Genomic DNA, 26,466 nt, shown 5'->3' on the forward strand with positions numbered 1-26,466 from the left:
AACCTCCGATAGATAGCCTGTGTTCTCCATTCTATCAGAAAAAGCAATCCAGATGGAAACTACAATATGGTAGAACGCGATTTCGTTTTATTTTCTTCATTTCACCGCGTAGTAAATGATTGTCCCCAGCAGAATGAGGAAAGCAATGGGAATCAGCCGCATCCGGGGAGATGCGGCTGGGGAGAGCGGCATGCTGATCATGCCGCTTGCGGTTCGCGTTAGGAACGCTTCGTACGGCGGGAATTAAGCCACAGCGGAATCCGGAAGATTAAATTGATGAGGAGTACGACAAAGACAAGCACGGCAGCCGCTTTCTGGGCAATTTCCTGCGCGTCGCCGACAATGGCCTCGGACTGCACATACCAGAGATGAACCGCCAGCGTGGCGCCGGGCGAGAACAGGCTGAAATCCCACATTTCACCGGAGGTTGTGACGCCCGCGGTCAAAATGATGACGGCACTCTCGCCAAATGCGCGGCCAGCTACCAAGCAGATGCCTGTGATGATGCCGTTTAATGCCGCGGGAATCAGCGCACGGGTGATCGTTTGCAGGTGAGTGCCGCCAAGGGCGAAGGAAGCGTTTTTCAGCTCCTTTGGCACCGAACGTATCGATTCTTCGGTTACGCGGGTCAGCACAGGCAAATTAAGAAAAGCCAAGCTGACCGCGCCGCCAAGAATGGTCAAGCCGATCTCGAAATATTCAACGAACAGCGCTATGCCGAATAAGCCGAAAATAATGGATGGCACCGACGCGAGGCCTTCTACGCAAATGCGTACGAAACCGATCAGCTTGTTGTCCGGCGCGAACTCCGTCAAATAAATGCCGGCTGCCATTCCGAGCGGAATAGCGATCAGCAGGGAGATAAACAAAATGTAGAAGGAGTTCAGCAGAGTCGGACCGATCCCTCCGCCCTCGTCAATCTCGCTTGGCAGGCCGAATATGAAGTCCCATGTAATCTTCGGGAGCCCATCCTGCAAAATCAAATAAAGGAGACCGAAAATAAAGGCGATAACCAGAATGCCAAGCGACCAAACGACGCCTGTGAACAAGCGGTCTTTGACACGGTTGAGTCCTTTTCTGCCGCTGAACGGATTTGCTAAAGGGTTGATATCGAGTGCTTGCTTCATGCTTGTGACCCCTTTCTTTGCAGCCAGCGAATGGCAACGATCATGAGCAACGAGATGACGAGAAGCAGGAAGCCCATCAAATAAAGCGCGTAATTCCATGTGGAATCAAACGGAACATTCGAAATTTGCATCACGATGTTGCTGGTGAGAACGGAGGTCGGCTGCAGCAGGCTGTCGGCCAGCTGCGGCGTATTGCCGATGACCATAACGACAGCCATCGTCTCGCCGACCGCGCGCGCCATGCCAAGAATGACAGCATACATGATTCCGCTCTTAGCCGAAGGCAGCAGCACTCGCCATACCGTCTGGAAGCGGGTAGCGCCGAGCGCGTAGGAGGCATCGCTGAATTTGGAAGGAACCGCGCTGATCGCATCATCGCTTATGCGGCTCACGGTTGGGAGGACCATGATGGTAAGCACGAGCGCCGCTGCAAGCAGGCCGTCACCCATGCCGCTTCCGGTTACGTTCCGAATCAAGGGTATCAGGACCGTCAAGCCCAAGTAGCCGTAAACGACGGAGGGGATGCCGACAAGCAGGTCAAGCACCGGACGAAGCATGTTTTTGAGCCAAGGCGGTACAAATACAGATAGAAAGACAGCTATGATCAGTGAAATGGGTACGCAGATCAGCAGCGTTAATGCCGTGAGGGCAAAGGTGCCAAAAATAAAGATCAACGCCCCGTACTGCTCATTCTCCGGATTCCATTCCGCGCTGAAGAAGAAATCCGCCACCGAAATATGGCTGAAGGTCAGCACGCCGGTGCGGAACATCAGCAGCAGGATTAGAAAGAGAATAAGGCAAACAAAGCTGGCTGCCGCGATGCAAAGGTAACGAAAGAGACGGTTGGTGAAGAACAGGCGGGATCTTCGGTCAAAAGGCTTGCTGCTGCCAGCCAAGATGGCTTTGCCGAGCTCGGCGGAAAGCCGCGGCCGCGACTGCCGCCCGGCATGAGTGGATTCCAACATAGACGGTAAGCTCCTCTAAGCAAAAGCGGCCGGAAGCCGTTCGTTCTGAGGGCTTCGGGACGCTTTTCGCTATGAAATATAAATGGAAATAATGATTAATGCCATGGAAGGAAAAGACGGCCGACTCAGGCGCTTATTCGCGCAAGCCGACCGCTCCTTTGTGGAAAGACTATTTAATTGCCGAGATCGGAATGAATTTAAGCTTCTTGAGCGAACCGTTTTGGAACTTCGTGCTTTGAACATATTTAATGAATTCTTTTGTTGCGCCGGTCGGCTCGCCTTTTGTCATATAGTAGCCGTAGCCCCATACCTTGTACTTGCCGTTAATGACATTGGCTTCCGTTGGAGCAATATCGTTGATTTTTACAGCCGTCATTTTGTCGGTAACATAAGCAAGATCCATATAACCAATGGCATTAGGGGTAGTTTCGATAGCGGACTTCATATCGCCGCTCGTTTTTACTTCCTTGTAATTGTCGCCTTTGGTCATGAAATCAGTACCGTTAAGCGCTTTGTCTTGGAAGTTTACGCGGGTTCCTGAACCAAACGTACGGTTTACAACGATGATTTCGGCATCCTTGCCGCCGACTTCTTTCCAGTTTTTGATTTTTCCGGAGAAGATGCCTTGCAGTTCTTTTGTTGTTAAGTTTGTTGCGGTTACGTTCTTGTTAACAACGGCAGCAAAAGGAATGATGGCTACTTTATGAGCAACTTGCCCTTCGAATTTCTTGAAGCCGGGAACATCCTTGGAAGCATCCCAGTCAACGGCACCGATGTTGGCAATGCCTTTGCGCACAGCTTGCGGTCCAGTGATCGAGCCGGCAGCGGATGCGGAAATTTTTACTTTTGGGTTGAGTTTTTTGAACTCGTTAGCCGCTTGAAGCGTCAACGGCAGAAGGGCAGAGGAACCGTTGATGACGATTTTGCCGCTTAGCTTGCTGGCCGCGGTAACGGCAGGCGTGGAAGCAGGGACGGAGCTGAAGCCGACTACGGCGATGAGCGCCGCGATCGTTAATTGTTTAAACCATTTCATTAGGAATGACCTCCATAAATTAGTTAGTTATGTTTTTCCAGCTGCCGTTAGTTGAAACAGCCAGCTGACCGTCAATCAGTACCGCGATATCCGAGTTGTTCGAAACTACGAGCTCCGAAGCGCTGTCCGATACCGTTTGTACAAGTTTGCTTGCGCCTGTTGCGCTGTCGATCTCATAGATGGCGTTGGTGCTGCTGCCGTCTGCTGTAAGCAGATAAAGCTTGCTTCCGCTTTGAACGAGCTGATAAACATCCTTGTCAGCGAAGAGAGGCGTGCTTGCTTTTCCAGCATTGTCTACCGTAACCAGCTGTCCAATGCTTGCATCGTCAGCGCTAACGCTGACGTAGCTGACTTTGGAGCCGTCTGACGAGAGCGTTAGGAAAACCTTGTCGGCCGTATCTTTTGTAAGCTGCAGCGGTTTATTGTCGGCTGCCTTGGCATTGTAGAAGTAGATTTGCGGCTCAGTGCCCGTTGCGTCGATCGCGACATCGTCAAGCTCAACGTCCTTGCTGCTGTCTGCGGTTACTTTCGGCTGCTTGAAGACGTAGAAAGCGAATTGCGTACCTTCGGCAGATACCTCAAGGTTTGCTTTGTAGTCAACCTTGTCTTCCAGAACTTTGGTCACTTTGCCGTCCGCTAGGTCAACCTTTGCGATAATCGAGCTTTTGTCGCCTTGCAGGAAGAAGAGGGAAGAGCCGTCGCTTGACCATTGCAGCTCATTTTTAATGGAGCTGTCCGTGCTTACCTGCTTCGATTGCTTGGTGCTCAGGTCAATCGTGAACACGGCACCGTTCGCATCGGAGTAAGCAACGCTTTTGCCATCCGGAGAAAGAACGAGGTCAGAAGCGCCTTCGGACTTCAGCAGCAGCTCGTTTTTGCCAGTAGCGGCATCAACCAAGAAATCCTCGCGTCCTTCGCCTGCTGTGCCCGACACAATCAGCTGGGAAGCATTAACCCAAATCGCATGCTCTGCTCCGTCAAGCAGTTTCACCGTGCTGATCGCGTTGTTCTCATAGCTGCCGCCAAGCGCTTTAACGAATGCGGCAGGTTCGATGAACGTGGAGTACGCGACTTCCTTTACCGGATGCGAAAGCGGAGTGGCTGCGCCGTTAACCGTAATGGATTTCGAAGCGTTTTTCAGCTTCAGCGTGTTCTCGCCGAATTTGACGACAACCGTATGATCGCTGTTGATATGCAGGGTAGCGCCAATTGCGTTCGTGATGTCGCGAACGGAAGCGAGTGTGACGCTCCCATCTACAATCGTGCGGATGGATACCGGGTTTGCGTTAACGAGAAAGCTTGAAGCATTGATTTGCACCGCGTGGTTTCCAGCTGCTGTTTGTGCGAGTACCGGAGTGACTGCCGATGCGCTTAGTGCTGCTGCGATCATGGAAATGGCCATTGCTTTTTTCATTTGCATGGAATGGGATCACCTTTCTCAAATGGGAATTTAGTATAAAGCGAAGCTCCGACGCCTTGGTCGGTATGTATATGGCTTGATCCCTCCCAGGCAACGATAGTCCGGAACATTTTTATAGCATGTCGTTCATTTCTACTAGATCATATCAACTATTTATTATCCCATTATTTAGAAAATTTATTGAAATTGTAAACGAAAGGAGGTATATCGAACTAGATTTCGATATTCGGAAAAGGTATACGAGGATAAGGAACGGAGTCTATATATCGGGTGACTGCAACTTTTTTGGCTGCGGAGCCGTTCAATGAAGTGAACGTAAAAAAACGAACAGAAGAGGTGGACGACCATGAAGAATCGAATGCGCACAGCCATCGCAGCGGTCGCAGTCATGCTTTCTGCATCCATAACATCGCATGCCTTCGCAGCGGCTCCCTTTGGCGATATCGCTAGTTCAGGAAGCAAAGCCAAAATTGAAGCCTTGCAGCAGCAAGGGATCATAAAAGGGGTGAGCGATACGGCATTCCATCCAGAGGACAATCTAACTGCCGCACAGGGCATTTCCTTAATCGTGAGAACGACCCAGATCAGCCTGGCTGCCATTGATTTCAAAAAAGCGCCTGTAGCGGATGACTATTATACGAAGGTGAAAAATGACGCGTGGTTTGCGGAGGATTTTATTATCGCGCATTACAACGGTCTCGATATCCCGGCGGATATTGATCCGGCTGCTCCGCTTACGAAGGAACAGTTTACGCATTACCTCGTCCAAGCGCTTGAGCTTACAGGCCAATATCCGACGGTCAAAATGTTTATTCCTATTCAAGACGAGAAGGATATTACGGTTGATTACCAGGGCACCATTCAGCGGGCGCTCCTTTACAAAATCGTCTCCTTGGACGAAGAAGGGAATTTTGATCCAGCGCATGCCTTGACCCGCGCGGAAGCTGCGGCGATTCTTTATGATACGAAGGCGTTTATTGAAGCGCATAAAGAGAATCCCGTTCCGGAGCCGGAAACGAGCGCATAACCCTTGTTACGCATAAAAGCAGCCGATCGGACTTTTTGAAGTCGGGCCAGCTGCTTTTTTTGTTATATTTATTTAATCATTTACCTATTTTGTCCGAGCATAGCTAGCATTCCAAGCGGAGTAATAAGAAATAAAGTGTAATCTTTATTTATATCATATTGCTAATTTAAAAATCAATAAAAAACAAAAAAACCTTGAATTATTTTCCAGGCTGTAGTATCTTCTGTATAGGATATGACTAAGGGAGGTGAACGGGCATGGAAAAGATGGCAATGCAAATGATGATGAACATGTGTATGGAAGAAATGATGTGCAAGATGAAGTCCATGAAGATGATGATGGACATGATGACGGAAATGAAGATGATGGACAGCATGGATATGAACATGATGATGATGAAGATGCAAGAGTGTGACGAAATGTCTACGATGATGATGAAGATGATGCGTGACATGGAGCAAGTATCGATGTAATGTTTATTATCTATGAATCTAGCCATTCATAGACGGGATCGGCAGAGCAGGTTGCTGCATGCCTTGGTTAATAGCTTTACCCTACATAGCTAAGCAGAGCAGATCACTGCATGCAGGCTTTTTTTTATTTCAGAATATGTATAGAGGATATAACCCCGTTTAATCGCCTTATAATGCATAGTGGGCCTTTAGCTTGCTGGCAATCATCACCCGTTGAAGCTTGAACTCCCAAACTTTCTCTCTAAGCTGCTTTTGCAGCTGCTCCGAATTTTGCGCATTCCGAAGCTGTTCATAGATATCGAGCATTTTCCGGTTAATGTTATCAAAACGAAGCCATAAATCCACGCGAATGCCATGCTCGATTTCGAGGCGGATGTGGTTATCCTTTGCATGCAGAGTTTGGATGATTTGCTGCTGCCATTCGGTATCCTGAAAGGTTACGGCAAAGTTATAGAGATCCAGATAATCGTCAACCCATTTTGCGGCAACTTGTTTTTCGGAATAAGTCATGCGGAGCAGCTCCAATCTCTGTATTGTTCTTATACCGAGTATTATACTAGGAATTAAAGGAATTGCAAGTAGTTTATTTCATGATGCTTAGATGGAAATGTTTCATAAAGAATCCCTGGTGCGACGAGGTTTATGGCGTTAATTCCATGTAAATGAAAAACACGTCGTTAATTCCAATTTATTTAGTCGGAATTGACGACGTGTGTTTACGGAGATTCTAGAGAGCGTTAATTTTCGCGGAAGCTCCTTTTTTAAATGCGGCAAATACGGCAAAGCCGTGATGCTTATAAATGCAGTCGGCGTTGACAAACCCGGCTTCGCAAAGCCATTTTATCTGATCCTGCACACTCGCGTTGATGTCCACCTTACGGCGTTCAATGGACGCTTCAATCGCGTCGTTGGACAGGCCGCTTTTCTGAATCGCGCTTTTCCACTGCGACATGTAGTATTCGTCCCAAAAAGGAGTCGAACCCGCGGCTTGATCGGCATTAACGAAAACGCCGCCGTCGACTAACCGCTCATGAATGATGGAGAAAAGCTCTCGTTTGGCGGAGTGCGTCAAATGGTGAATGGAGAGGGAGGAGATAACGGCATCGTATTTGTCCGTATAGGGAAAATTCGAATAATCAGCTGCGATATAGTTAAATGCGGGATCATTTCCAAAACGAACGCGTGCTTCTTTCAGCATTTCCTCGCTTAGATCGATTAAGGTGAAATGGGCAAGCGGATATTTATTGCGTAAAAAGGCTGTAAAAAGTCCTGTGCCTGCCCCTAAGTCCAAAATGCGGGGAGCGGGATTCGCGCATGCAACGGCATCGGCTGCCATGCCGTAAAAGTCATCGAAGCAAGGGATAAGCTGCCTGCGCTGCCGATCATAACTCGGGGCAACGGCATCAAAATGTTTTTTTACGATATCACTCATAAAATAGCCTCCTTGATCTATAAATGTGCTCCTGCTGCGCTTCCGGGATAAGTTAAATAGTATTTTACAGGTTCTTTGTTAATTTCGAAAATATATAAAACAAATAAACTTTATAGGTGTTGACTATAAGTAACTGGAGTTCATAAGTTAAAAAATGGGTATTGCGCATCCGGCTATTTGATGTTATTATTGTGAAAATTTCATGAGTATCGTTAATTCTAAATGACAAGCTAAATAGCTTTTACATTCTATGACGAGAAAGAGTACGTTACGGGCCTGATCGAACAGAGAGTTGGGGCAGCTGAAAACCAATGTTCGGGTACTAACGGAAAGCCATCTCCGAGAAGCAGGCTGAACGAAAGTAAGCTCTGCCGCATTTCCAGCGTTAACGGGAACATGCATTGATTGATGCATGAGCAGAGTGTCGCGCTTTGGCGTGAAACTAGGGTGGTAACACGGGTGGAGACTCGTCCCTTTATAGGGATGGGTCTCTTTTTTTTGTTTATTTATCTCCGCGAAACGAGCTTTTGCCGACAAAAGACGGCTGCAGACGTTTACGCTTATCACGGCATCTACATTTAGGAGGAAAAGACATGAAAACATGGTCGATGAGCGAGCAGATCTCGCCGATAGTGCAGCAAATCCCGCCTTCGGGTATTCGTAAATTTTTTAGCTTGGCTGAGGGGAACAAGGATATCATCTCGCTTGGTGTAGGAGAGCCTGATTTCGTTACGCCGGAGCATGTGCGGGCAGCTTGCGTGAGAGCGCTGGAGCTCGGAAAAACCTCCTATACGCCTAATGCGGGACTGCTGGAGCTGAGGGAAGAGATTGGGATCTATTTGCACAATAGCTTCCAAGTGCAATATGAACCTGAGAACGAGATTATCGTTACCGTCGGCGGCAGCGAAGCGATTGATCTTGCGCTGCGGGCGTTAATCGGGCCAGGCGATGAAATTCTAGTTCCCGTTCCAAGCTATATTGCCTATTCACCGATCGCGCAGTTGAACGGCGGGAAGGTCATTGAGGTGGAGACGTTTGCGAAGGATCAGTTTAAAGTGACGGCTGAGGCTTTGAGGGCTGCGCTCACTCCGCGCTCGAAGGTGCTGATTATTAACTACCCTAACAATCCGACGGGCGGAATCATGAAACATGAAGACTGGCTTCCGATCGCCAAGTTGGTCGAGGAGAACAATCTGATCGTCATATCGGATGAGATTTATGCAGAGCTCACCTACGATGGGAAGCACGTGAGCTTCGCCTCGCTGCCGGGCATGAAAGAAAGAACGCTGCTGATCAGCGGCTTCTCGAAAGCTTTTGCGATGACAGGATGGCGGATCGGCTATGCTTGCGGACATCAAGAGCTCATCGCCGCTATGCTGAAAATCCATCAATATACCGTTATGTGTGCACCTATAATCGGTCAAATCGCGGCGATTGAATCGCTGCGGAACGGCTTGGAGGAAAAGGACATGATGATTGATGCTTACGCGCAGCGGAGGCGGATGTTCGTCAAAGGCTTACGGGATATCGGACTGCCGTGCCATGAGCCGCGCGGGGCGTTTTATGCCTTTCCGTCGATTGCGCATACGGGACTTGATTCCGATGCTTTTGCGCAGAAGCTGCTGTTCGAAGCCGGGGTCGCAACGGTTCCCGGGCATGTGTTTGGACTTGGCGGAGAAGGCTTTCTTCGCTGCTCCTATGCATCGTCGGTAGCTAGGCTAACCGAAGCGCTGGATCGCATGGATCGTTGTTTGCGTGCTGCGGGTATGTAAGGCGATAAGAAAAGGAAGCAAGCGCATGCTTCCTCCCTATTATTGAAAAGAGACGAAAAGATTATTTTCACTCGCTGCGGGCGGTATCGCTGTGGAGCATGCGAATCTGTAGCTGCTTGCCGGTAATGAGCAAGTGCTGAAAGTGCTTATACTGCTGAAAGTGCTGAATATGCTGATACTTCTGATTACCGAAAACAACTAACCAATTAATCCTTGCTGCGTATACTGCACTTTGTACAACAGAAACCGCATATTTAGAGCGCATGAGGTGCTACGCTGCAGAAAGTACAGCAGAAACAGCCGTATATAGGGAAATTAGGCGGAATGGACTGATTCTGCCGCAGAAACTGCAGTGTAGCAAGAGCTTGGTTAGTTAAAAGACGATTAGAGTGTACAAACTGCAACGTAGCATCAGGTGAGCGAAGGACCAAACAAAGGACCAAAAACTAACCGCTTGGCCTAAGCGGCGGTCATTGCGTGCATCTACAACAAACATTCCAAGGAGCCTTCGGCGAGCTCATAGAAGCGTATGTCCTTGCCGTTGACTATGGGACGAAGCAGCTTTTTCTCGACGAGCGACTGAAGTCTAATTCGGGCTGTGCGAAAATTCATGTTCAGATGATTCTGGACATCCATCGGGCGTATATTGCGGCCTAATGACCAGGCTAATTGAAGGACTTCCCGCTCTTTCAGGTTGATTGGCGTACTAGAGCTGCCGCGTATAAGATGAGGAGCAAGGGACATTTGAAGCAGCATGCGACATATTTCAGGACGCTTCTGTACATCATCGAACGTGAAATGGAACATCCTCCAGCCCATGGCGGTCAAAAAATTATTACGATTAACGGCATAGCTGTGCTTTTCTCTGTCCATATCTTTAATGTGACTCTGAAAACCATCGCATTCCAACCCAAACTGTCCAAACTCAGGTAGAAAAGCAAAATCGAGAAACTGCGATTTTCGGTTCCAATCATAAATCTCGTATTCGGGATGCAGGTGATGGAAATTGCCGAAAAGCGGCCACCATACGTTTTGGAGCAGCAGTTTCTCGGCATACCCATGCCCTCTGACCAGTCTTCTTTTACGTTCCCCGGATCTTTTTTGCTCGTGCAGCTCTAAAAAATCACAATAAGATTGCTCAAAGTCACTCATTGCAGCATGCCTCCTTCTGAAAATAAAAAAACGCCCCGAAGCCATTAGAATGGCTTTGGGACGTTCTTCGTCTGCTGTAAGTATATCATTCATACGGTTGAGGACCAAGAATAGATATATATGGTTACTCTTTAATATTACCAGCCTGCTTAAGCCGTTTGGCGATTGCTTTAAAATCCTCAGGGGAAATCCCAGGCGCGAATTCCTCTTCAACGGAAGGAGCTTCAGGAATCGGGAAGCCTTTTGGTGAGCCCTGAATGACTTCAAGCGGAAGATCATCCTCGGGATGCGTTCCCTTCCAGATCTGATCGATCGTGGTAAAGTCCTTTTCGCTCCAAGTGTACAGCTTCGTGTGCTCGCCTTTTTCTTCGTATTTCCTAGCCTCGTTAAATGCTTTGTTGCTTAAGGAAGGAATCGGCACTAACTTCGTTACATTTACGCCCGTCGCGATCTCCAGCGCCTTGGCATAAGCAACGACATGGACACCGCCCCGAACGAGGAGAAAACCTACGACTGCGCGCGCGGCAGGGTGGTCGGTCATTTCGTATACTTTCATTTTATGGGTTCTAGCCCCGCATTCGAGGAAGAAGTTATGCAGCAAATCCTCTACCAGGTTTCCGCTGTTAAACACATTGGCGCCCGTCCACGGATTCCCCATGGAGTCAAACGGCATGGCGCCTTGCGCCCCGGCAAGGAAATGATAGGACAAACGTGCGTCTTGAACGGAGCCAAGCGGCGTTTTGTCCGGCTCTTTATAGTCAGTTGAGCCTCTCAAGCATTTGTTGATGGCATGCGATACAAGCTCGACATGGCCAAGTTCTTCCGCTGTGATACTCATCACCAAATCATAGAAAGGCTTAAGTTTTTCTTTTGAACGGAAGTTAAAGGATTGATACAGGTAATTGTTTAACGTTGACATCTCTCCGAACTTACCGCCCAGAAGTTCTTGTATGGCAGCAGCAGCATTAGGATCCGGTTTCTCAACATTAGGGATTTCGATCAAAATTTCATCCATACGTTTAAACATACGATTCTCAACCTCCCAATTTTTACCTAGTCTTACCTCATGTAATTAAACCTATTCCGTATTAGTTAAACAGCGCCGTGCTGCAGCAGAGGATCGTCATACAACAATAACCGAAATGAAAACGCTCCACTAAACAGCTTGTTTATGTTACTTTTAAAGGAATCATTTCATTTTATTGAGCAAAGGGAGCGATTTAGATGTCAGCGCAAACAAAAGAGTGGATCCTGCATTCGGTTATTTTCAACTTAAAGCATGAGCAGGGCTCGGAGGCGGAGCGTCAGTTTTTGGAGGACGGCGAACGGATTTTAACTTCGATTCCGACGGTAACGAACTTTCAAGTTTATAAGCAGGTAAGCGGGAAAAACGACTACCGTCACGGCTTTGCCATGGAGTTTGCGAATCAGGCTGATTATGATGCTTACAATGAGCATCCGCTGCATGTGCAATTTGTGAATGAACGCTGGGTAACCGAGGTCGAAAAGTTTCTAGAGATCGATTACGCAAAATAGGACAATGATTGAAGAATTGTTTAAAACATCATATAATGAGCGTTAGAGATAGCACATTTTCGAACAAATACGAACATAATGGGAAGAGGGACAAACGGATGAAAAAGCTTAGAGTGCTGCAACAGCTGACGAATGCCGGCGTTGTGGCTGTGCTGCGCGCAGACTCGCCTGAGGAAGTTGTGGAAATGTCGCGCCGCGCGATCAAGGGCGGAATCAAAGCCATCGAGATTACGATGACGGTGCCTTTCGCGCTTCGCGCAATCGAGCAATTATCGAAGGAATATTCAAGCTCCGTATCACCTGATGCGGATAACTTTGCGATCATCGGCGTGGGTACTGTGCTTGATCCGGAAACGGCACGCGCAGCCATTTTGGCGGGTGCCGAATATGTCGTATCTCCTGCTCTTAACCCGGATACAATTAAGCTTTGTAACCGTTATGCGATTCCGATTTTGCCAGGTACCATGACGATTCATGAAATTCAAACGGCACTTGAGCTTGGCGTCGATATCGTGAAGCTATTCCCGGGCAATCTTTACTCTCCGAGCGTGATTCCTTCTATAAAAGGACCGCTGCCTCAGGCAAACGTGATGCCGACAGGCGGCGTATCGCTCGACAATTTGAAGGACTGGATCAAGGCCGGCGCGGTAGCGGTCGGAATTGGTTCCGACCTGACGAAGGATGCTGTGAAAAACGGCGACTTCTCGCTCATCGAGAAGAAGGCGGCTGCTTATATCACGGCTTACCGCGAAGCGAAAGGGCTGTAGCCAAATACCCTGATAGAGAAGCTTAACCTCTGTCAGGGTATTTTTTTTCAAAGGCATGCCTAAAACATCGAGCTACTAAAGGAGAAATGAGCTAATGATAAAACGTGAAGATATCCGCATTCGGGATCCGTTTATTCTTGTCGATGAGGAAGCGGGCTGTTATTACCTATACGGTACGACAGACGAAACCGTTTGGTCCGGTCCGGGAACAGGCTTTAATACGTATCGCAGCACGGATCTGGAGCAGTGGGAGGGACCATTTCCGGCGTTTAGGCCGGAGCCCGGCTTCTGGGCGGATCATCACTTCTGGGCGCCAGAGGTGTATTTTTATCAGGACAGCTATTATATGTTTGCATCCTTTAAGTCGGACGATAAGCGCCGGGCCACGCAAGTATTGATCGCGGAAAGTCCGGTTGGCCCCTTTAAGCCCCTTAGCAAAAATCCCGTTACGCCGGCGGAGTGGGAATGTCTCGACGGAACGCTGCATATCGACGAGAATGGAACGCCGTGGATGGTGTTTTGCCATGAGTGGGTGCAGGTGAGGGATGGGAAAATGTGCGCCATTCCGCTCACTTCGGATCTGAGCGAAGCAGCAGGAGAGCCGATCACGCTGTTCTCGGCATCGGAAGCGCCTTGGTCGGCGGCTGGCGGCGATGACAAGGATGTTTATGTAACGGATGGGCCGTTCCTGTTCAGAAATCAAGCGGACGAGCTGCTCATGCTGTGGTCTAGCGGATCGAAGAACGGTTATGCAATCGGTATCGCCCGCTCGGAAAGCGGTAAGGTAGAGGGACCTTGGAAGCAGAATGAAGAGACGCTGTTTCCCGAGGACGGCGGGCACGGCATGCTGTTCCGATCCTTTGAAGGTCGTCTCATGCTGGCCATGCATACGCCTAACAATCAGCCGGAGGAACGGGCAGTCTTTATCGAAGTCATCGAGGCAAATGGAACGCTGCAAAGAAAGTCCTAGAAGAAGAATACGCCGCATTGCTTGATTCTGGACGGGAATAGCGTTATAACAGAAACAGGGTCATGATGAGACAAACCAATTGATTAAAGGAGTCGTTCAAGAAATGGATTATCGGATTGAGAAGGACACAATGGGTGAAATTCAGGTTCCTGCAGACAAGCTGTGGGGCGCTCAAACGCAAAGAAGCCTGCAAAACTTTAAAATCAGCGGCGAGCGCATGCCGATCGAAGTCGTATATGCCATGGCATATATCAAAAAAGCAGCAGCGCAAGCCAACGAGAAGCTTGGTGTGCTGGATGCGGCGAAATCAGCCATTATCGGCGAGGCCGTAGATGAGATCGTTGCAGGCAAATGGGATGACCATTTTCCGCTAGTCGTATGGCAAACAGGCAGCGGCACGCAAACGAACATGAACGTAAACGAGGTCATCGCTAACCGTGCGAACGGCTTGCTTGCTGAACGCGGCAGCGATGTGCGCATTCACCCGAACGATGATGTTAACCGTTCGCAAAGCTCAAACGATACCTTCCCTGCAGCGATGCACATCGCCGGCGTTATCGCCCTGGAGGACCGTTTGCTCCCTTCGCTTGACCTGCTTAACGGCACGCTTCGCGCGAAAGCGGAGAAGTTCAACGATCTTGTAAAAATCGGCCGTACCCATCTCCAAGATGCGACGCCAATCACGCTTGGCCAAGAAATTAGCGGCTGGTACTCGATGCTGGACAGAACGCGTGCCATGCTTGTTCAAAGCGTGGAAACGATGCGTGATCTAGCGCTTGGCGGTACTGCGGTTGGTACAGGCCTTAACGCTCATCCGGACTTTGCCGTTGCGGTAGCAGAGGAAGTCTCGTCGCTTACCGGCAAAACCTTTGTTACGGCGGAGAACAAATTCCACTCGCTGACAAGCCATGATCAAATCGTGTACACGCATGGCGCGGTTAAAGCGCTGGCGGCGGATTTAATGAAAATCGCGAATGATGTGAGATGGCTGGCTAGCGGACCGCGCTGCGGCATCGGCGAAATCTCGATTCCAGAGAATGAGCCGGGCAGCTCGATTATGCCGGGTAAAGTGAATCCAACCCAAAGTGAAGCCTTGACGATGGCGGTATGCCAAGTCATCGGTAACGATACGGCGATTTCGATGGCGGCAAGCCAAGGTAACTTCGAGCTTAACGTATTCAAGCCTGTTATCATCTATAACTTCCTGCAGTCCGTAGCGCTGCTTGCTGACGGCATGGTATCGTTCAACGATAATTGCGCGGTCGGCATTGAGCCGAACGAAGCGGCGATCAAGCGCAATCTTGATCAATCGCTTATGCTCGTTACGGCGCTTAACCCGCACATTGGTTATGAAAATGCGGCAGCAATCGCGAAAAACGCGCATAAAAAAGGACTTACGCTCAAAGAATCGGCTATCGCAAGCGGTTTGCTTACTTCCGAGCAGTTCGACGAGTTTGTACGGCCTGAGAACATGATCGGCAAACGTTAATTTATAACGGAAAGGGCCTGCGCCGTCTTTTTGGAGACGAAGCGCAGGCCCTTTTTTTATAGATATGAGCTTATATGACGGTGGCAGCCGTTCATGCTTGCTTATTAATTAAGGCTCCCGTTAGCCTAGCTTAGCTTTAGATAGCTGTCTATAATGGCTCGGATTTGCTGGGCCGTCCGCTCGAGCGACAAATTTTCGATAATATGCTCACAGGATTTGCGATAGGTGACCTCTTCGGAATAATGGCTAAGGTAGCTGTCGATAATCTCATAGCTCGTGCCTTTGCTTTCTAGTCGTTCGGATACCGTTTTCTTGTCGACGTACAGAAAAATCCGGATGGCACGCTCGCCGTAAAGCTTGCGAATCGTATCCGCGCCCTCGCGGTTAAGAATAAGATAGACGCTGTTGCCGGCTTGAAGCGCCAAATCCAGATAACGCCGGCCGATTCCGTAGCGGTGCTGATCGATTTTGACCAGTTCGGTGAAGAAGCCGTCCGCTGCCAATAGATCGAATTGCTCTTTACTGACATAGCGGTAGTCCATATCGGGACGCTCTTTGTCGCGCGGCGGCCGGTCGGTGCAGGAGGGGATATGCAGGATACCGGAGCCTTGCAGGGCTTTATGTGCCGCGGTCTTGCGGCCGGAACCGCTTGTGCCGGTAAATAGAAATAAATAGGGTTTACCCATTAGGGATCACTCCTTCCTTTCCTCTTACTAGTTATATCGACATAAGCCGGGTCAAAAATGACTGCTATTTCGTGAGGGGGAGACGGACCGCCAAAGCCTGCGCAAAGTGAAGATAAAGCCTTTTTGTGGTATGATACGAGTGGCTGCTGTTGCAGCTATACTATTTCAAAAAAAGTAGGTTTGCCTCATGCATTTATTGTCTGTAGAACATATAACAAAGAGCTATGGCGAGAAGCTATTGTTCGAAAATGTCACGTTCGGCGTAGAGGATGGCGATAAAGTAGGCATCATTGGCGTGAACGGAACGGGGAAGTCAACCTTCCTTAAGGTGATTGCCGGCCTTGAGCCGGCAGATTCCGGCATCGTGTCCATCGGCAACCGGGTAACGGTCAGAATGCTGGCACAGGATCCGGTTTTTGCACCGAATGAAACCACGCTTGAGCATGTGCTGGGCGGCGATTCTCCGCAGCTGAGAGCCGTTCAAGCCTATGCCGCAGCAATGGAAGCCATTGAGCTGAAGCCTAGCGACGCGGTGCTTCAGGAGCAGCTCATTAAAGCCAACCAGCTGATGGATGAGTTTGATGCCTGGCAGCTGGAGAGCGACGCGAAGATGGCATTGTCCAAGCTGGGTATTTATGATTTTGATGCGAAGGTTGAGACCTTGTCGGGCGGTCAGCGCAAGCGCGTCGCTATGGCGGCAGCGCTCTTGCTTCCATCGGATGTGCTTATTCTCGATGAGCCTACGAACCATATTGATAATGATTCCGTGGCTTGGCTGGAAGGCATGCTCCAAAAGCGCAGAGGCGCGCTCCTCATGATTACGCATGACCGTTATTTCCTTGATCGTGTCAGCAATAGAGTGATCGAGCTGGATAAAGGGCAAGCCCATTTCTATCAAGCGAACTACAGCCGCTTCCTGGAGCTGAAGCTGGACCGCGAAGAACGGGAAGCTGCGACGGAATCGAAGCGGCAGAACCTGCTGCGCAACGAGCTCGCATGGATTAGACGCGGCGCAAAGGCGAGAACGACAAAGCAAAAGGCGCGTATCGATCGTTTCGAAGCGCTGAAGGCGGATGCGCCGAAGCAAGCGGGCGGGAAGATGGACGTATCGGTGGCTTCGACGAGATTGGGACGCAAAATCGTAGAAATCGAAGAAGTAACGAAGCGCTTCGGCGACCGGACGCTGATTCGTGATTTCAGTTATATTGCGGTTCCGGAGGATCGGGTCGGCATTGTCGGCCGCAACGGAAGCGGGAAATCTACGCTGCTGAAGCTTATAACCGGTCAATTAACGCCGGATGAGGGCACGGTCGAGCTAGGCGCTACGGTTAAGCTAGGCTGGTTCTCGCAGGAGCACGAGGAAATGGATCAATCGCTGCGCGTGATTGAATATATTCGCGAGGGCGCGGAACAGGTGAAAACGGCGGATGGCACGACAATATCAGCGGGTCAGATGCTGGAGCGTTTCCTATTCTCGCCGACGATGCAGTGGACGCCGATTTCTAAGCTGTCCGGCGGCGAGAAGCGCCGTTTGCAGCTTTTGCGCGTGCTGATGAATGCGCCGAACGTACTGCTGTTGGATGAGCCGACGAATGATCTCGATATTTCGACGCTTACCGTGCTTGAGGATTATTTGGACGATTTTCCGGGAGTCGTGTTCGTGGTTTCCCATGACCGGTATTTCCTCGACCGTACAGTCGATAAAATAGTCGCTTTTGAAGGCGATGGCGTTATTACGCATCATACCGGCAATTATACGGACTATCAGGAGTTTGTCGCGAAGCACGGCACGACTGCGCCGGCTGCAGCCACTGCTCCGAAAACGCCTGCGGCAGTTGCCCCAAGCATCCCGGATGCTCCAGCGAAAGCGGCAGGCAAAGAGCGCACGCTAAAAATGTCTTACAAGGACCAGAAGGATTTCGAGCAAATCGACGGCTGGATTGAAGCCGCGGAAAACGAGATCAGTGAAATCGCAGGTCGTATGGAAGCGGCAAGCAGCGATTCCTCGCGTCTGCAAGAGCTTGCAGCGGAGCAGCAGCAGCTGGAAGAGAAGCTGGAGAAGCTAATGGACCGCTGGGCAGAGCTGAATGAATTGGCCGAGCAGATCGCAGCTCAGAAATAAGCGGCTGCGCAGCATAAATTATAGGATAGGGAGGCGGCGTTGTTCATGAGCCATAACGAGATTCGTAATATTTATTGTATTGGCCGCAACTATAGGCTTCACGCATTGGAGCTCGGCAATGAGGTTCCTGAGGAGCCGCTTGTGTTCACGAAGCCGTCTCACGCCGTCGTTCCGATGGCCGGAAATGTCGTTGCGCTTCCGGGAAATGTGGGCGAGGTGCATTTTGAGTTGGAAATCGTGCTGCGTATCGGCCGAGCTTACGAGCCGGGCATCGATACGGAGCAATGCATTGACGGCATGGCGCTTGGGCTGGACTTAACGCTTCGCGATGTGCAGTCTAAGCTGAAGGCAAAAGGCCAGCCGTGGCTTGCCGCAAAAGGCTTCAAAAGCTCAGCTCCGCTCGGCGAATGGCTGCCATATCCGGGTACGGCTGCGCTTGCGGAGACGGAGTTCGTGCTACTGCGCAATGGAGAAGAAGCGCAGCGCGGCAAAGCGGGCGATATGCTGTTTGGCGTGGCTGAGCTGATTCAATACGTAGGCGAGAACTACGGACTGGGCGTCGGCGATATTCTGTATACGGGTACGCCGGCCGGTGTAGCGGCCTTGCATGAAGGCGATCAGCTGCAAGCACTGTGGGCAGGCAAGCCCGTCGGCAGCTGCAGCGTTACGCTTGTATAAATTGGGACCAAGCTTTCAGGCCTAAATAATGGTTACTAGAAGACAGCTCTTCCTTACTGGGAAGAGCTGTCTTTTTGTATGATCATTTCATGTTCGGAAGCATGACTGGTTGACAATGGGAGCGTGAGTGTATGTTTAAAGTGGTATGATTGAGGATGAGAAACAGCTGCTGCAGGAATGCGCTTTGAGTTCGGGGCGGATATTAGTTGAAGTGGTTGAACCTGTGATTCCCCTATGCGACCCAAAAGAGGGTGCCCCAGCAGCGTAGTCGCCGTTGAGACACCCTCTTTTTACGATGAGAACAGCTTATTTGCTGTTAAATGCGCTAAGCATCCAAACATGCTTCTCCAGCGCGGTATGGATTGCCAACATCATGTCAGCTGTTGTTTCGTCCTCAGCCTCTTGTGCTGCCGCCATGCCTTCCTTCAGCTCGCCGATAATTGTCGTGAAATCCGCGATTAATTGATCGACCATTTGAGTTGCATCCTCTTTATTTGATGCTTCCTCGATGCTGGAGGTTTTCAAATGCTCCTTCATCGTTGCGATCGGCTTGCCCTTCAAGGCAAGCAGACGCTCTGCGAGCTCATCAACGTGGAGTGCAGCCTCCTCATAAAGCTCTTGAAACTTAACATGCAGAGTGAAAAACTGTGGCCCTTTCACATACCAATGATAATTATGGATTTTAATGTAAAGCAAGCTCCAGTTTGCGATTTGTTGGTTGAGGTGCTGTTGTACGGTTGTCGATTTTGTAGTTGTTGCTGTAGCCATATTAATCATCCTTTCTGATGTTAGTTTGCGCTATTAACAGTCAGTGAATACGGAATAAATAAGGAGGAATGCGTTCTGTTAAATTTAGATCAATTCCTTATTTATAATTATTACAAATAACGCGTTCCTTGTCAATACTAATACACTCATTTGAGCGATGTGAAACAGGTGAACGAACATAATGAGGAAAAAGATTTATGGAGAAGTGGAGAAGCAGCGGTAGGAGCTTGGTAATAGATGAGTGGAGGTGGCCATTGTGTTCGAGCAAAAAGAAAAAAAGCGCATCGGCTGATTCAGTCGATGCGCTTTTATTGTATACAGGTATATTAACTTTTAATCGGATTAACATTCCTTCGGAACTATATACCCTAATTCAACCCACGCGCCAAGCTGAGCTACATTGTAGTTTGTGCAACAGAATCGATGGTTAGTCTTGTTTTCCCTAGCTACGCTGCAGTTTGTGCAATGGATTGGCTCTTCTAGGCTGCTTTCGGTGCTAAAAGGAGCAATTAGAATGCCTAAACTGCAGTGTAGGCTATGAAATGAGGGCTCGGCTTAGCTTCTGTTGTACTTTATACACTGTACGGCTGTGCTGAGCTAGGCAAATTGGAGAGGGGAAGCTAGGCTATGCATCTGATGCTTAATTCTGCATGGCCCCGCTACTCATCCACGACTCCACATTGCTCAACGCTGCTTCCGCTACTCATAGCCACGTTGCTCCACATTACTCAACGTAGCTTCGCTACTAGTCCGCGTGATTATCCTTGCGAGTGTGCAGCTGCTTCCTCGAGGGATGCTTTCCCATTTGCTTCTGCTTTCGCTTCCGCATCGGCGAGCATAAAAATTGTAAGAATAAACATCGCATGCGACCAAGTAAGCGGTACGACCCATGCGGTTTCGCCGGTATTTTTGTCTACTTGCTCAGGCAGCAGGCCGGATTCGGTACGATGATCGACGGCCCACTTGAGCAATTGCTTCGCTTCATCAAGGCTTCCCGTTTGAATGCGATAGTGTGCGAGCCACAAAGTCGTAAGAATCCACGGATTGCCGCCAATATAAATATCATCCTCATAACGCTTGATACCGCCTACGCCAGGCACAGTCAGTGCGGCTTCTACGGCATCGGCTGTACTGCGCATATAGGGGTGATCAGCAGGTACGGCGCCAAACGGCACGGAGATGCCGAGCAGGCTGATATCGAGCACGTTGTCGTGGTTGATGATGTGTTTTTGGTAGCCTTTATTGCCTTCCTTAACATAACCGGTTCCGCCGTCCGCAAGGGCTTGCACGTATTTGCTTGAATGAACGGTGAGCTCTACGCCTCGGTAAAAGCTGGCGCCTGCTTCATTCCAGCATAGCTCCTTAATGGCTGCTGAAATCCGCTCTGCCGCAGCCGTCCATTCGGCAGCAAGCTTTGGCTTTCCTGCTAGCTCGGCAAAGCTGGCAGCCGCCGTTAAACCGCCGTATACAGCAGCGGAGGAGTAGGTATGCGAAGCTTCGCGTTCCTCCCATAAATCAATGCTTGGTTTAGGCAAGCCGTTATCCGAATTGATGAAGCTAAGGAGGAAGGAAGCGCCTTTCTCGACTGCAGGCCATACCTGCTCGGCGAAGTTTTTGTCTTTCTTCTCCAGGTAATGCTGCCACATTCCCCAAAGAATCGATGCGCCTTCATCGATTTGAAGTCCCCAAGACGGAGCAAGGCTGCCGTCGTGATAGTGGCGCTGCTGCCATGAGCCGTCAGGCGATTGCGCTGTGAGCGTCCATGCATAGAAGCTGTCGGACAAAGCGCCAAGGCCTGCTCTATCAAGCGCAGTTGTAATGAATGCGGCATCTCGGCCCCAACAGAACGAATATCCGCCGCAGCGGACAAAATTTTCATCAAATTCCGGAGCTGCGATGATGCTGCCGGTTTGCTCGTCGGCCATCAGCTTGAACATAAGCAGGGAGCGATCATACAACTCTGAGATCTCACGATCCTCCATCGGGCATGGCGCAGCCGCTGCCAGAAATTCATGCCAATAAGCCGTGGTTTCCGCGATCCATTCGGAGCTTTCCTTTTCTTTCGCCGCACGCATTTGCCGCAATACGCTTTGTTCGTCATATCCGGCTGTCAGGTAGACGGGAACGGTTACGGAACTTCCTGCCGCAATCGAATCAATCTGCCACTTTAAAGCCCCATCCGGCTTCATATCGATGTTGTTGCCATTCAATTGGCCGCTCTGTACCGACTCCCATGTTAGGCCTGATTGATAACCTGCGCATACGTTTGCACTCGAAAGCGCAAAATAATATTTATGGCGAAAATGAACCAATGCGTCGTCGTCAGCGGCAAACAACGTAGTGTTGTAAAGCTGGTTTTCGCTGACTAGGAAGGAGGAATGAACGATAAACGAAAAGGAAACGGGCTTATCGCTTGTATTCGTAAAGGTATATTCGCGTACAATCGTATCTTGGCCGGGAACCGCAAGATGCAGGCTGTTTACTTGAAGAGGCTGCTGCTCAGAACGGGCATTCACCCGGAAAATATTCGTTTTGGCTACATATTCAGCCGTATGCTTCCAGCCGTCTGCCTCTTCATCAAACCAAGAAATAGGCGTTTGCTCGAATTGAATGCCGGTGCGAATAGCATCCACATGCTGAGGCAGATCAATATTCGGCCACCACAGGCGATACATTTTGCCTGTGCGGCCAAGCGATGCAAGAAATTTGGAATTGCCGATAATAGCATCTACTAAATAAGGTTTTTTATCCGACATGAGGTCAGCTCCTTTTGGAAATGTTCTGTATGGATGACTCGCGAACAATTAGCCTGTGCGGTATAATCATTCGGTTCTGATGCACGCTCTCTTCCTGAATGAATCGGATCAGCATTTGCGAAGCCGTATAGCCAAGCTGATAGGTTCCGATATCGATGGAGCTGATCGGAGGCGTTGCAAGCTCAGATAAAGCGATGTTATTGAAGCTGACAATGCTCAAATCGTCCGGAACCTTGTAGCCGAGCTCAGTCAGGCCGCGCAGTACGCCGAATCCGACAACGTCATCAATGACGATGAGGCCGCTTGGCCGCTCGGGCAAGCTCATCATGAAGGACATCGCGCGATAGCCGCTTTGTTGAAGGAATTCTCCCTCAACGATCCATTCCGATCGGACAGGCAAGCCGGCTTCGCGCATCGCCCGACGGTAACCCTCCATCCGGTCATGAGCAACGGTAAGCGTTGGCGGGCCGCTGACGAATCCGATTCTTTCATGTCCTTGCAAAATTAAATGCTGAGTCGCGTCATAGGCGGCCAGCTCATTGTCATTGTCGACGGATAAAATATTGGGACGGTCTTCTGTCCGGCCGATCAGTACGGTAGGGAAGTTATGTTTATTCAGCAGGTCGATTAAAGGGTCATTTACCCGCGAGGACAACAAAATCACGCCGTCTACCCGGCGTCCGAATACAAGCCGCGATACCGTTTCCATTTCATCGCTTGGAGATGTGGCAGCCGTCAGCAGCATATCATAGCCCGCTCTAGTCGATTGCGTTAGTATGCCGCGAAGCAATTCGCCAAAGAAAAAATCCTGGAAAAGCTCTTCGGCAGGGCGGGGCAGCATTATGGCCAGCGTCTGGGTTGTTTTTGATACAAGGCTCTTCGCCATCACGTTTGGATGGTAGCCCATTTCTTCCATAAACCGTTTAACCTTCTGCGTAGTTGCCTTACTAATACGAGGGTGATTGGAAACGACCCTGGAAACCGTAGAAGGCGACACCCCGGCAGCTTTTGCAATATCTTTAATGGTTACCATAGTAAGCCCTTCCCCCATTGCGCAATCATGCGTGCTTTATATGCTTCATCCTAATGCAATTGTTGCCTAAAAGTAAATATATATCTAAAGAAAGCGTTTCACAAATCTTAAAAAACTGAATGAGAAAGAGAAAATCAGAGGAAAGCGAAGATAACGCATTATTTGTTCTGAATATTGAACTGTGCAAACGTTTTAACAAATGCCCTGCCTTGTTGTATGATGAAGCCACGAATAGAACGCTTTCAAAGCTGTTCCATCAGATATGCAACGCGAAAAACGGTAAAAATACCGATTGCGGAGCATTTTTTATCGCAGCTTGTACAAACGTTTGCGCAACGTACGATTTAGCAGCTGTTTCAAGTGAAGCAACCCGCTGCGCAGCGTCAATCAAATGGTTTGTACGAGGATATAACTGCTGTAAAGGATCTTGAGGGGCCGATTGAACGCGACGATTCAGTAAAGGCATGGAACACATTATGGAGGGGGATCACCTAGCATGAAAAAGTGGTTTGTAATGTCATTGATTGTTGCCTTATTTATCGTATCCGCATGCGGCGGCTCGAACAACGGCGGGAAAACGGGAAATGCAGCTGACGCAACAAATGCTCCTGCAAGCACGAACAACGCAGCAGGGAACGCAAATGAAGGAGCAGCAGATTCCGAAGAGATAACACCAGAGGAAGGCGCATCCTTGCTCGTATGGGAAAGTAAAGAAGAGCGTCCTTTTGTTGAAGCGATTTCAAAAGAATTTACCGAAAAATACGGCATTGAAGTGAAATTCGAAGAGGTTGGCGCAGCTGACCAAGTAACGAAGCTCACGACTGACGGTCCTGCAGGACTAGGCGCAGACGTTGTCGTTTTCCCTCATGATAACTTAGGCAGAGCTGTAACGGCCGGCCTTGTATTGCCGAACGATTTCTATGAAGAGCAAGCGAAAACAGCAAACTCCGAAATCGCTGTAAACGCGGTTACTTACGACGGCACGCTTTACGGCTACCCGCGTTCGATCGAAACCTACGCTTTGTTCTACAACAAAGCATTGATCAAAGAAGCTCCAAAAACATTTGAAGAAGTCGTAGCTTTCGCAAAAACGTACAATGATGTTCCAAACAACAAATTCGCTTTGATGTGGGAAGTAGGCAACTTCTACTTTAACTATCCGTTTATCTCCACTGGCGGTTACGTATACGGCGAGAACGGTCAAAACAAAGACGATATCGGCTTGAACACAGAAGGCGCAATCAGCGGATTGAAATACTACGGTTCCCTGAAAGACAGCATTCTGCCGCTTAACTCCGGCGATATTACGTATGACATCAAAAAAGGCATGTTCACTGGCGGAACATTGGCAATGGACATTAACGGTCCTTGGACCATCGCGGATTACAAAAACGCTGGCATTGATTTCGGCGTAGCTCCAATCCCAAGCATCAACGGTCAACCGGCTTCTTCTTTCTCCGGCGTAAAAGCTTGGTATGTCAACCAATTCTCGAAATACCCGAATGCAGCCCGTTTGTTCGCTAACTTTGCTTCCACAAAGGCTGCTCAATTGAAAGACTTTGAATTGACAGGCGCTATTCCGGCTAATACCGAAGCAACAAATGATTCAGCCGTGCAAGGAAACGATATCGTAAAAGGCTTCGTTGAGCAGTTTAACCAATCGACGCCGATGCCTTCTATTCCTGAAATGGGCAACGTATGGAGCCCGATTGCAGCAGCGTTCTCCGATGTGTGGAACTCCGGCAAAGACGCAAAAGAAGCGCTTGATAACGCGGTTCAACAAATCAAAGACGCCAATAACGGTGCAGCAGCAAAATAATAAGAGAATCGGGTGCCGCCCGCCGAATCTGATTCGGCGGGTGAACCGATTTCATTAATCCGCAGCTTTTTGGGGCGCATGGCGGCTTAAAGCGTTTTTCACATGAAAGGAAGGGAGCCAGGCGGGATGAATCGTCATCGCAGCACTGCGGCTATATTGTCGTTACTCGTAATGGGTCTTGGTCAATTGTATAACCGCCAGTTTATTAAAGGCATCATCATGCTCGTTGTCGAAGCGGCAGCGCTTATGTATTTTATTCCGAACTTAGGAAGAGCCATTTGGGGGATTGTAACGCTCGGCGATAAAACGCAAGGGCTGGAGAAAATCGGTAAGATCAGTGTGCGCGTGGACGGAGATCATTCGATCTTTCTGTTAATCAGCGGTTTGATTACGTTATTTCTATTCATTCTTTTTATCATTATCTACATTATGAATATCCGCGATGCCTATCGGAACGGCAAGCAGAGAGATGAAGGCGTGCTTCCAGCAAGCTTCCGGCAAACATTGGCTTATGTGACGGATCGCAATTTTCCGCATTTGATGCTGACCTTGCCGGCGCTCGGCGTTTTGTTCCTAACGATCATGCCGATTATCTTTATGATTATGCTTGCTTTCACCAACTACGCGTCGCCTGATCATATCCCGCCGGCTAAGCTGGTGGACTGGGTAGGCTTCCAGACGTTCGCGAACCTCCTTACGCTTAAAACATGGAGCCATACTTTCTTTGGCGTATTCACATGGACGATTATTTGGGCGATTATCGCAACGGTAACGACTTATTTCGGCGGATTGCTGGTTGCTCTGCTCATCGAGCAGAAAGGCATTCGCTTCAAAAAACTATGGCGGACGCTTTTCATTATTCCCTATGCGATTCCGCAGCTTATTTCCTTGCTCGTCATGAGAAATTTGTTCAATGGTCAGTTTGGCCCGATCAATCAATATTTAGGTTACTTTGGCATGGGTAAGCTTCCATGGCTCACGGATCCGTTCTGGGCAAAGGTAACCGTAATTTTAGTCAATATGTGGGTTGGTATACCGGTATCTATGGTGCTTATTCTTGGTGTATTAACGGCTATTCCGAAGGATTTGTACGAGGCGGCCGACGTAGACGGAGCAACAGGCATCCAGAAATTCCGGATCATTACGATTCCGTTCGTGCTGTTCTCCACGGCGCCGATTCTCATTACGCAATTCGCAGGCAACATCAATAACTTTAACGTCATTTTCTTGCTTACGAACGGCGATCCGGTAAAAGGCGATTATCAATTTGCCGGCAGCACCGATTTGCTCGTAACGTGGCTGTATAAGCTCACGCTGAACAACAGCCAATACAATATGGCCTCGGCTATCGGCATTATCATATTTATCGTTGTCGCTTCATTCTCGATTTACAACTATCGCCGTTCGCGGTCATTCAAAGAGGAGGATATGATTCAATGAA

At 49.2% G+C, this 26,466-nt stretch carries 23 protein-coding genes and 1 other annotated feature; of the genes, 11 read left to right on the forward strand and 12 right to left on the reverse strand.

The genetic code is table 11. From position 1 onward, the window contains the following. Positions 1 to 218 precede the first annotated feature (218 nt). The 4 genes from pstA to ACN6MW_RS16935 all read right to left on the reverse strand — a co-directional run bounded on the left by pstA (position 219) and on the right by ACN6MW_RS16935 (position 4,545). Positions 219 to 1,127, reverse strand: coding sequence for a phosphate ABC transporter permease PstA (gene pstA / locus ACN6MW_RS16920; RefSeq protein ID WP_419871258.1), 909 nt, complete (start codon positions 1,125 to 1,127; stop codon positions 219 to 221). After that, on the reverse strand, positions 1,124 to 2,092 hold the full coding sequence (gene pstC, locus ACN6MW_RS16925) for a phosphate ABC transporter permease subunit PstC (protein ID WP_419871259.1): 969 nt from the start codon (positions 2,090 to 2,092) through the stop codon (positions 1,124 to 1,126). The genes pstA and pstC overlap by 4 nt, the downstream gene beginning before the upstream one ends. A gap of 169 nt (positions 2,093 to 2,261) precedes the next feature. Further along, complete coding sequence (locus tag ACN6MW_RS16930; RefSeq protein WP_364150733.1) at positions 2,262 to 3,125, reverse strand: phosphate ABC transporter substrate-binding protein; 864 nt, start codon at positions 3,123 to 3,125, stop codon at positions 2,262 to 2,264. 19 nt (positions 3,126 to 3,144) lie between these two features. Next, a complete protein-coding gene (locus ACN6MW_RS16935) occupies positions 3,145 to 4,545 on the reverse strand; it encodes a stalk domain-containing protein (protein ID WP_419871260.1) in 1,401 nt (466 codons plus the stop codon). Positions 4,546 to 4,891: 346 nt separating this feature from the next. Here ACN6MW_RS16935 and ACN6MW_RS16940 point away from each other — a divergent pair, with 346 nt between their 5' ends. Together ACN6MW_RS16940 and ACN6MW_RS16945 are read left to right on the forward strand one after the other, a co-directional pair. Further along, positions 4,892 to 5,572 (forward strand): S-layer homology domain-containing protein, encoded by a 681-nt coding sequence (locus tag ACN6MW_RS16940; protein ID WP_419871261.1) that lies wholly within the window; start codon positions 4,892 to 4,894, stop codon positions 5,570 to 5,572. Positions 5,573 to 5,829: 257 nt separating this feature from the next. Then, positions 5,830 to 6,045: a hypothetical protein gene (locus ACN6MW_RS16945; RefSeq protein ID WP_364150741.1), complete on the forward strand. Its 216-nt coding sequence runs from the start codon at positions 5,830 to 5,832 to the stop codon at positions 6,043 to 6,045. A 168-nt stretch (positions 6,046 to 6,213) separates the two neighbouring features. On the opposite strand, the gene ACN6MW_RS16950 is transcribed toward ACN6MW_RS16945, so the two are convergent. After that, positions 6,214 to 6,555 carry a hypothetical protein gene (locus ACN6MW_RS16950; protein ID WP_419871262.1) on the reverse strand — a complete coding sequence of 114 codons (342 nt, stop codon included), beginning with the start codon at positions 6,553 to 6,555 and terminating at the stop codon, positions 6,214 to 6,216. 217 nt (positions 6,556 to 6,772) lie between these two features. Next, complete coding sequence (locus tag ACN6MW_RS16955; protein WP_419871263.1) at positions 6,773 to 7,477, reverse strand: class I SAM-dependent methyltransferase; 705 nt, start codon at positions 7,475 to 7,477, stop codon at positions 6,773 to 6,775. A 241-nt stretch (positions 7,478 to 7,718) separates the two neighbouring features. After that, positions 7,719 to 7,955: a binding site (T-box leader), on the forward strand. A 115-nt stretch (positions 7,956 to 8,070) separates the two neighbouring features. Between ACN6MW_RS16955 and ACN6MW_RS16960 the strand changes: the two genes are divergently transcribed. Continuing rightward, positions 8,071 to 9,249: an aminotransferase class I/II-fold pyridoxal phosphate-dependent enzyme gene (locus ACN6MW_RS16960; RefSeq protein ID WP_419871264.1), complete on the forward strand. Its 1,179-nt coding sequence runs from the start codon at positions 8,071 to 8,073 to the stop codon at positions 9,247 to 9,249. 483 nt (positions 9,250 to 9,732) lie between these two features. Here the strand turns inward: ACN6MW_RS16960 and ACN6MW_RS16965 are convergent, their stop codons facing one another. Further along, positions 9,733 to 10,401, reverse strand: a complete 669-nt coding sequence (locus ACN6MW_RS16965; RefSeq protein WP_419871265.1) for a hypothetical protein — start codon at positions 10,399 to 10,401, stop codon at positions 9,733 to 9,735. 124 nt (positions 10,402 to 10,525) lie between these two features. Beyond that, entirely contained in the window at positions 10,526 to 11,428 is a 903-nt protein-coding gene (locus ACN6MW_RS16970; protein WP_419871266.1) for a manganese catalase family protein, read from the reverse strand. 197 nt (positions 11,429 to 11,625) lie between these two features. Here ACN6MW_RS16970 and ACN6MW_RS16975 point away from each other — a divergent pair, with 197 nt between their 5' ends. The 4 genes from ACN6MW_RS16975 to fumC all read left to right on the forward strand — a co-directional run bounded on the left by ACN6MW_RS16975 (position 11,626) and on the right by fumC (position 15,163). Then, positions 11,626 to 11,937: a Dabb family protein gene (locus tag ACN6MW_RS16975; RefSeq protein WP_364150774.1), complete on the forward strand. Its 312-nt coding sequence runs from the start codon at positions 11,626 to 11,628 to the stop codon at positions 11,935 to 11,937. Positions 11,938 to 12,035: 98 nt separating this feature from the next. Continuing rightward, complete coding sequence (locus ACN6MW_RS16980) at positions 12,036 to 12,704, forward strand: bifunctional 2-keto-4-hydroxyglutarate aldolase/2-keto-3-deoxy-6-phosphogluconate aldolase (RefSeq protein ID WP_419871267.1); 669 nt, start codon at positions 12,036 to 12,038, stop codon at positions 12,702 to 12,704. 94 nt (positions 12,705 to 12,798) lie between these two features. Beyond that, on the forward strand, positions 12,799 to 13,674 hold the full coding sequence (locus tag ACN6MW_RS16985; RefSeq protein ID WP_419871268.1) for a glycoside hydrolase family 43 protein: 876 nt from the start codon (positions 12,799 to 12,801) through the stop codon (positions 13,672 to 13,674). 103 nt (positions 13,675 to 13,777) lie between these two features. After that, entirely contained in the window at positions 13,778 to 15,163 is a 1,386-nt protein-coding gene (fumC, locus tag ACN6MW_RS16990) for a class II fumarate hydratase (RefSeq protein WP_364150780.1), read from the forward strand. A gap of 125 nt (positions 15,164 to 15,288) precedes the next feature. On the opposite strand, the gene ACN6MW_RS16995 is transcribed toward fumC, so the two are convergent. Next, entirely contained in the window at positions 15,289 to 15,849 is a 561-nt protein-coding gene (locus ACN6MW_RS16995) for a guanylate kinase (protein ID WP_419871269.1), read from the reverse strand. Positions 15,850 to 16,036: 187 nt separating this feature from the next. Here ACN6MW_RS16995 and ACN6MW_RS17000 point away from each other — a divergent pair, with 187 nt between their 5' ends. Both ACN6MW_RS17000 and ACN6MW_RS17005 read left to right on the forward strand, forming a co-directional pair. After that, positions 16,037 to 17,971: an ABC-F family ATP-binding cassette domain-containing protein gene (locus ACN6MW_RS17000; protein ID WP_419871270.1), complete on the forward strand. Its 1,935-nt coding sequence runs from the start codon at positions 16,037 to 16,039 to the stop codon at positions 17,969 to 17,971. Positions 17,972 to 18,016: 45 nt separating this feature from the next. Beyond that, a complete protein-coding gene (locus tag ACN6MW_RS17005) occupies positions 18,017 to 18,649 on the forward strand; it encodes a fumarylacetoacetate hydrolase family protein (RefSeq protein WP_419871271.1) in 633 nt (210 codons plus the stop codon). 306 nt (positions 18,650 to 18,955) lie between these two features. On the opposite strand, the gene ACN6MW_RS17010 is transcribed toward ACN6MW_RS17005, so the two are convergent. From ACN6MW_RS17010 to ACN6MW_RS17020, 3 genes are all read right to left on the reverse strand, one after another. Further along, positions 18,956 to 19,417 carry a Dps family protein gene (locus ACN6MW_RS17010; protein ID WP_419871272.1) on the reverse strand — a complete coding sequence of 154 codons (462 nt, stop codon included), beginning with the start codon at positions 19,415 to 19,417 and terminating at the stop codon, positions 18,956 to 18,958. Between the two features lie 758 nt (positions 19,418 to 20,175). Next, positions 20,176 to 22,173, reverse strand: coding sequence for a glycoside hydrolase family 15 protein (locus ACN6MW_RS17015; protein ID WP_419871273.1), 1,998 nt, complete (start codon positions 22,171 to 22,173; stop codon positions 20,176 to 20,178). Positions 22,174 to 22,177: 4 nt separating this feature from the next. After that, the gene (locus ACN6MW_RS17020) at positions 22,178 to 23,206 is read right to left on the reverse strand and encodes a LacI family DNA-binding transcriptional regulator (protein ID WP_364150799.1); all 1,029 of its coding nucleotides are present in this window, start codon (positions 23,204 to 23,206) and stop codon (positions 22,178 to 22,180) included. Positions 23,207 to 23,702: 496 nt separating this feature from the next. On the opposite strand from ACN6MW_RS17020, the gene ACN6MW_RS17025 reads away from it, so the two are divergent. Beyond that, positions 23,703 to 25,025, forward strand: coding sequence for a maltose ABC transporter substrate-binding protein (locus tag ACN6MW_RS17025; RefSeq protein ID WP_419871274.1), 1,323 nt, complete (start codon positions 23,703 to 23,705; stop codon positions 25,023 to 25,025). 126 nt (positions 25,026 to 25,151) lie between these two features. Beyond that, on the forward strand, positions 25,152 to 26,465 hold the full coding sequence (locus ACN6MW_RS17030) for a carbohydrate ABC transporter permease (protein ID WP_364150805.1): 1,314 nt from the start codon (positions 25,152 to 25,154) through the stop codon (positions 26,463 to 26,465). Position 26,466: the final 1 nt, after the last annotated feature.

Source organism: Pristimantibacillus sp. PTI5, from assembly GCF_048572955.1.
In the GTDB taxonomy this organism is placed as follows: Bacteria; Bacillota; Bacilli; order Paenibacillales; family Paenibacillaceae; genus Pristimantibacillus.

Coding starts and splice junctions, on each gene's coding strand:
- pstA (WP_419871258.1), bottom strand. CDS start 1,127: ATGAAGCAAGCACTCGATATCAACCCTTTAGCAAATCCGTTCAGCGGC.
- pstC (WP_419871259.1), bottom strand. CDS start 2,092: ATGTTGGAATCCACTCATGCCGGGCGGCAGTCGCGGCCGCGGCTTTCC.
- ACN6MW_RS16930 (WP_364150733.1), bottom strand. CDS start 3,125: ATGAAATGGTTTAAACAATTAACGATCGCGGCGCTCATCGCCGTAGTC.
- ACN6MW_RS16935 (WP_419871260.1), bottom strand. CDS start 4,545: ATGCAAATGAAAAAAGCAATGGCCATTTCCATGATCGCAGCAGCACTA.
- ACN6MW_RS16940 (WP_419871261.1), top strand. CDS start 4,892: ATGAAGAATCGAATGCGCACAGCCATCGCAGCGGTCGCAGTCATGCTT.
- ACN6MW_RS16945 (WP_364150741.1), top strand. CDS start 5,830: ATGGAAAAGATGGCAATGCAAATGATGATGAACATGTGTATGGAAGAA.
- ACN6MW_RS16950 (WP_419871262.1), bottom strand. CDS start 6,555: ATGACTTATTCCGAAAAACAAGTTGCCGCAAAATGGGTTGACGATTAT.
- ACN6MW_RS16955 (WP_419871263.1), bottom strand. CDS start 7,477: ATGAGTGATATCGTAAAAAAACATTTTGATGCCGTTGCCCCGAGTTAT.
- ACN6MW_RS16960 (WP_419871264.1), top strand. CDS start 8,071: ATGAAAACATGGTCGATGAGCGAGCAGATCTCGCCGATAGTGCAGCAA.
- ACN6MW_RS16965 (WP_419871265.1), bottom strand. CDS start 10,401: ATGAGTGACTTTGAGCAATCTTATTGTGATTTTTTAGAGCTGCACGAG.
- ACN6MW_RS16970 (WP_419871266.1), bottom strand. CDS start 11,428: ATGTTTAAACGTATGGATGAAATTTTGATCGAAATCCCTAATGTTGAG.
- ACN6MW_RS16975 (WP_364150774.1), top strand. CDS start 11,626: ATGTCAGCGCAAACAAAAGAGTGGATCCTGCATTCGGTTATTTTCAAC.
- ACN6MW_RS16980 (WP_419871267.1), top strand. CDS start 12,036: ATGAAAAAGCTTAGAGTGCTGCAACAGCTGACGAATGCCGGCGTTGTG.
- ACN6MW_RS16985 (WP_419871268.1), top strand. CDS start 12,799: ATGATAAAACGTGAAGATATCCGCATTCGGGATCCGTTTATTCTTGTC.
- fumC (WP_364150780.1), top strand. CDS start 13,778: ATGGATTATCGGATTGAGAAGGACACAATGGGTGAAATTCAGGTTCCT.
- ACN6MW_RS16995 (WP_419871269.1), bottom strand. CDS start 15,849: ATGGGTAAACCCTATTTATTTCTATTTACCGGCACAAGCGGTTCCGGC.
- ACN6MW_RS17000 (WP_419871270.1), top strand. CDS start 16,037: ATGCATTTATTGTCTGTAGAACATATAACAAAGAGCTATGGCGAGAAG.
- ACN6MW_RS17005 (WP_419871271.1), top strand. CDS start 18,017: ATGAGCCATAACGAGATTCGTAATATTTATTGTATTGGCCGCAACTAT.
- ACN6MW_RS17010 (WP_419871272.1), bottom strand. CDS start 19,417: ATGGCTACAGCAACAACTACAAAATCGACAACCGTACAACAGCACCTC.
- ACN6MW_RS17015 (WP_419871273.1), bottom strand. CDS start 22,173: ATGTCGGATAAAAAACCTTATTTAGTAGATGCTATTATCGGCAATTCC.
- ACN6MW_RS17020 (WP_364150799.1), bottom strand. CDS start 23,206: ATGGTAACCATTAAAGATATTGCAAAAGCTGCCGGGGTGTCGCCTTCT.
- ACN6MW_RS17025 (WP_419871274.1), top strand. CDS start 23,703: ATGAAAAAGTGGTTTGTAATGTCATTGATTGTTGCCTTATTTATCGTA.
- ACN6MW_RS17030 (WP_364150805.1), top strand. CDS start 25,152: ATGAATCGTCATCGCAGCACTGCGGCTATATTGTCGTTACTCGTAATG.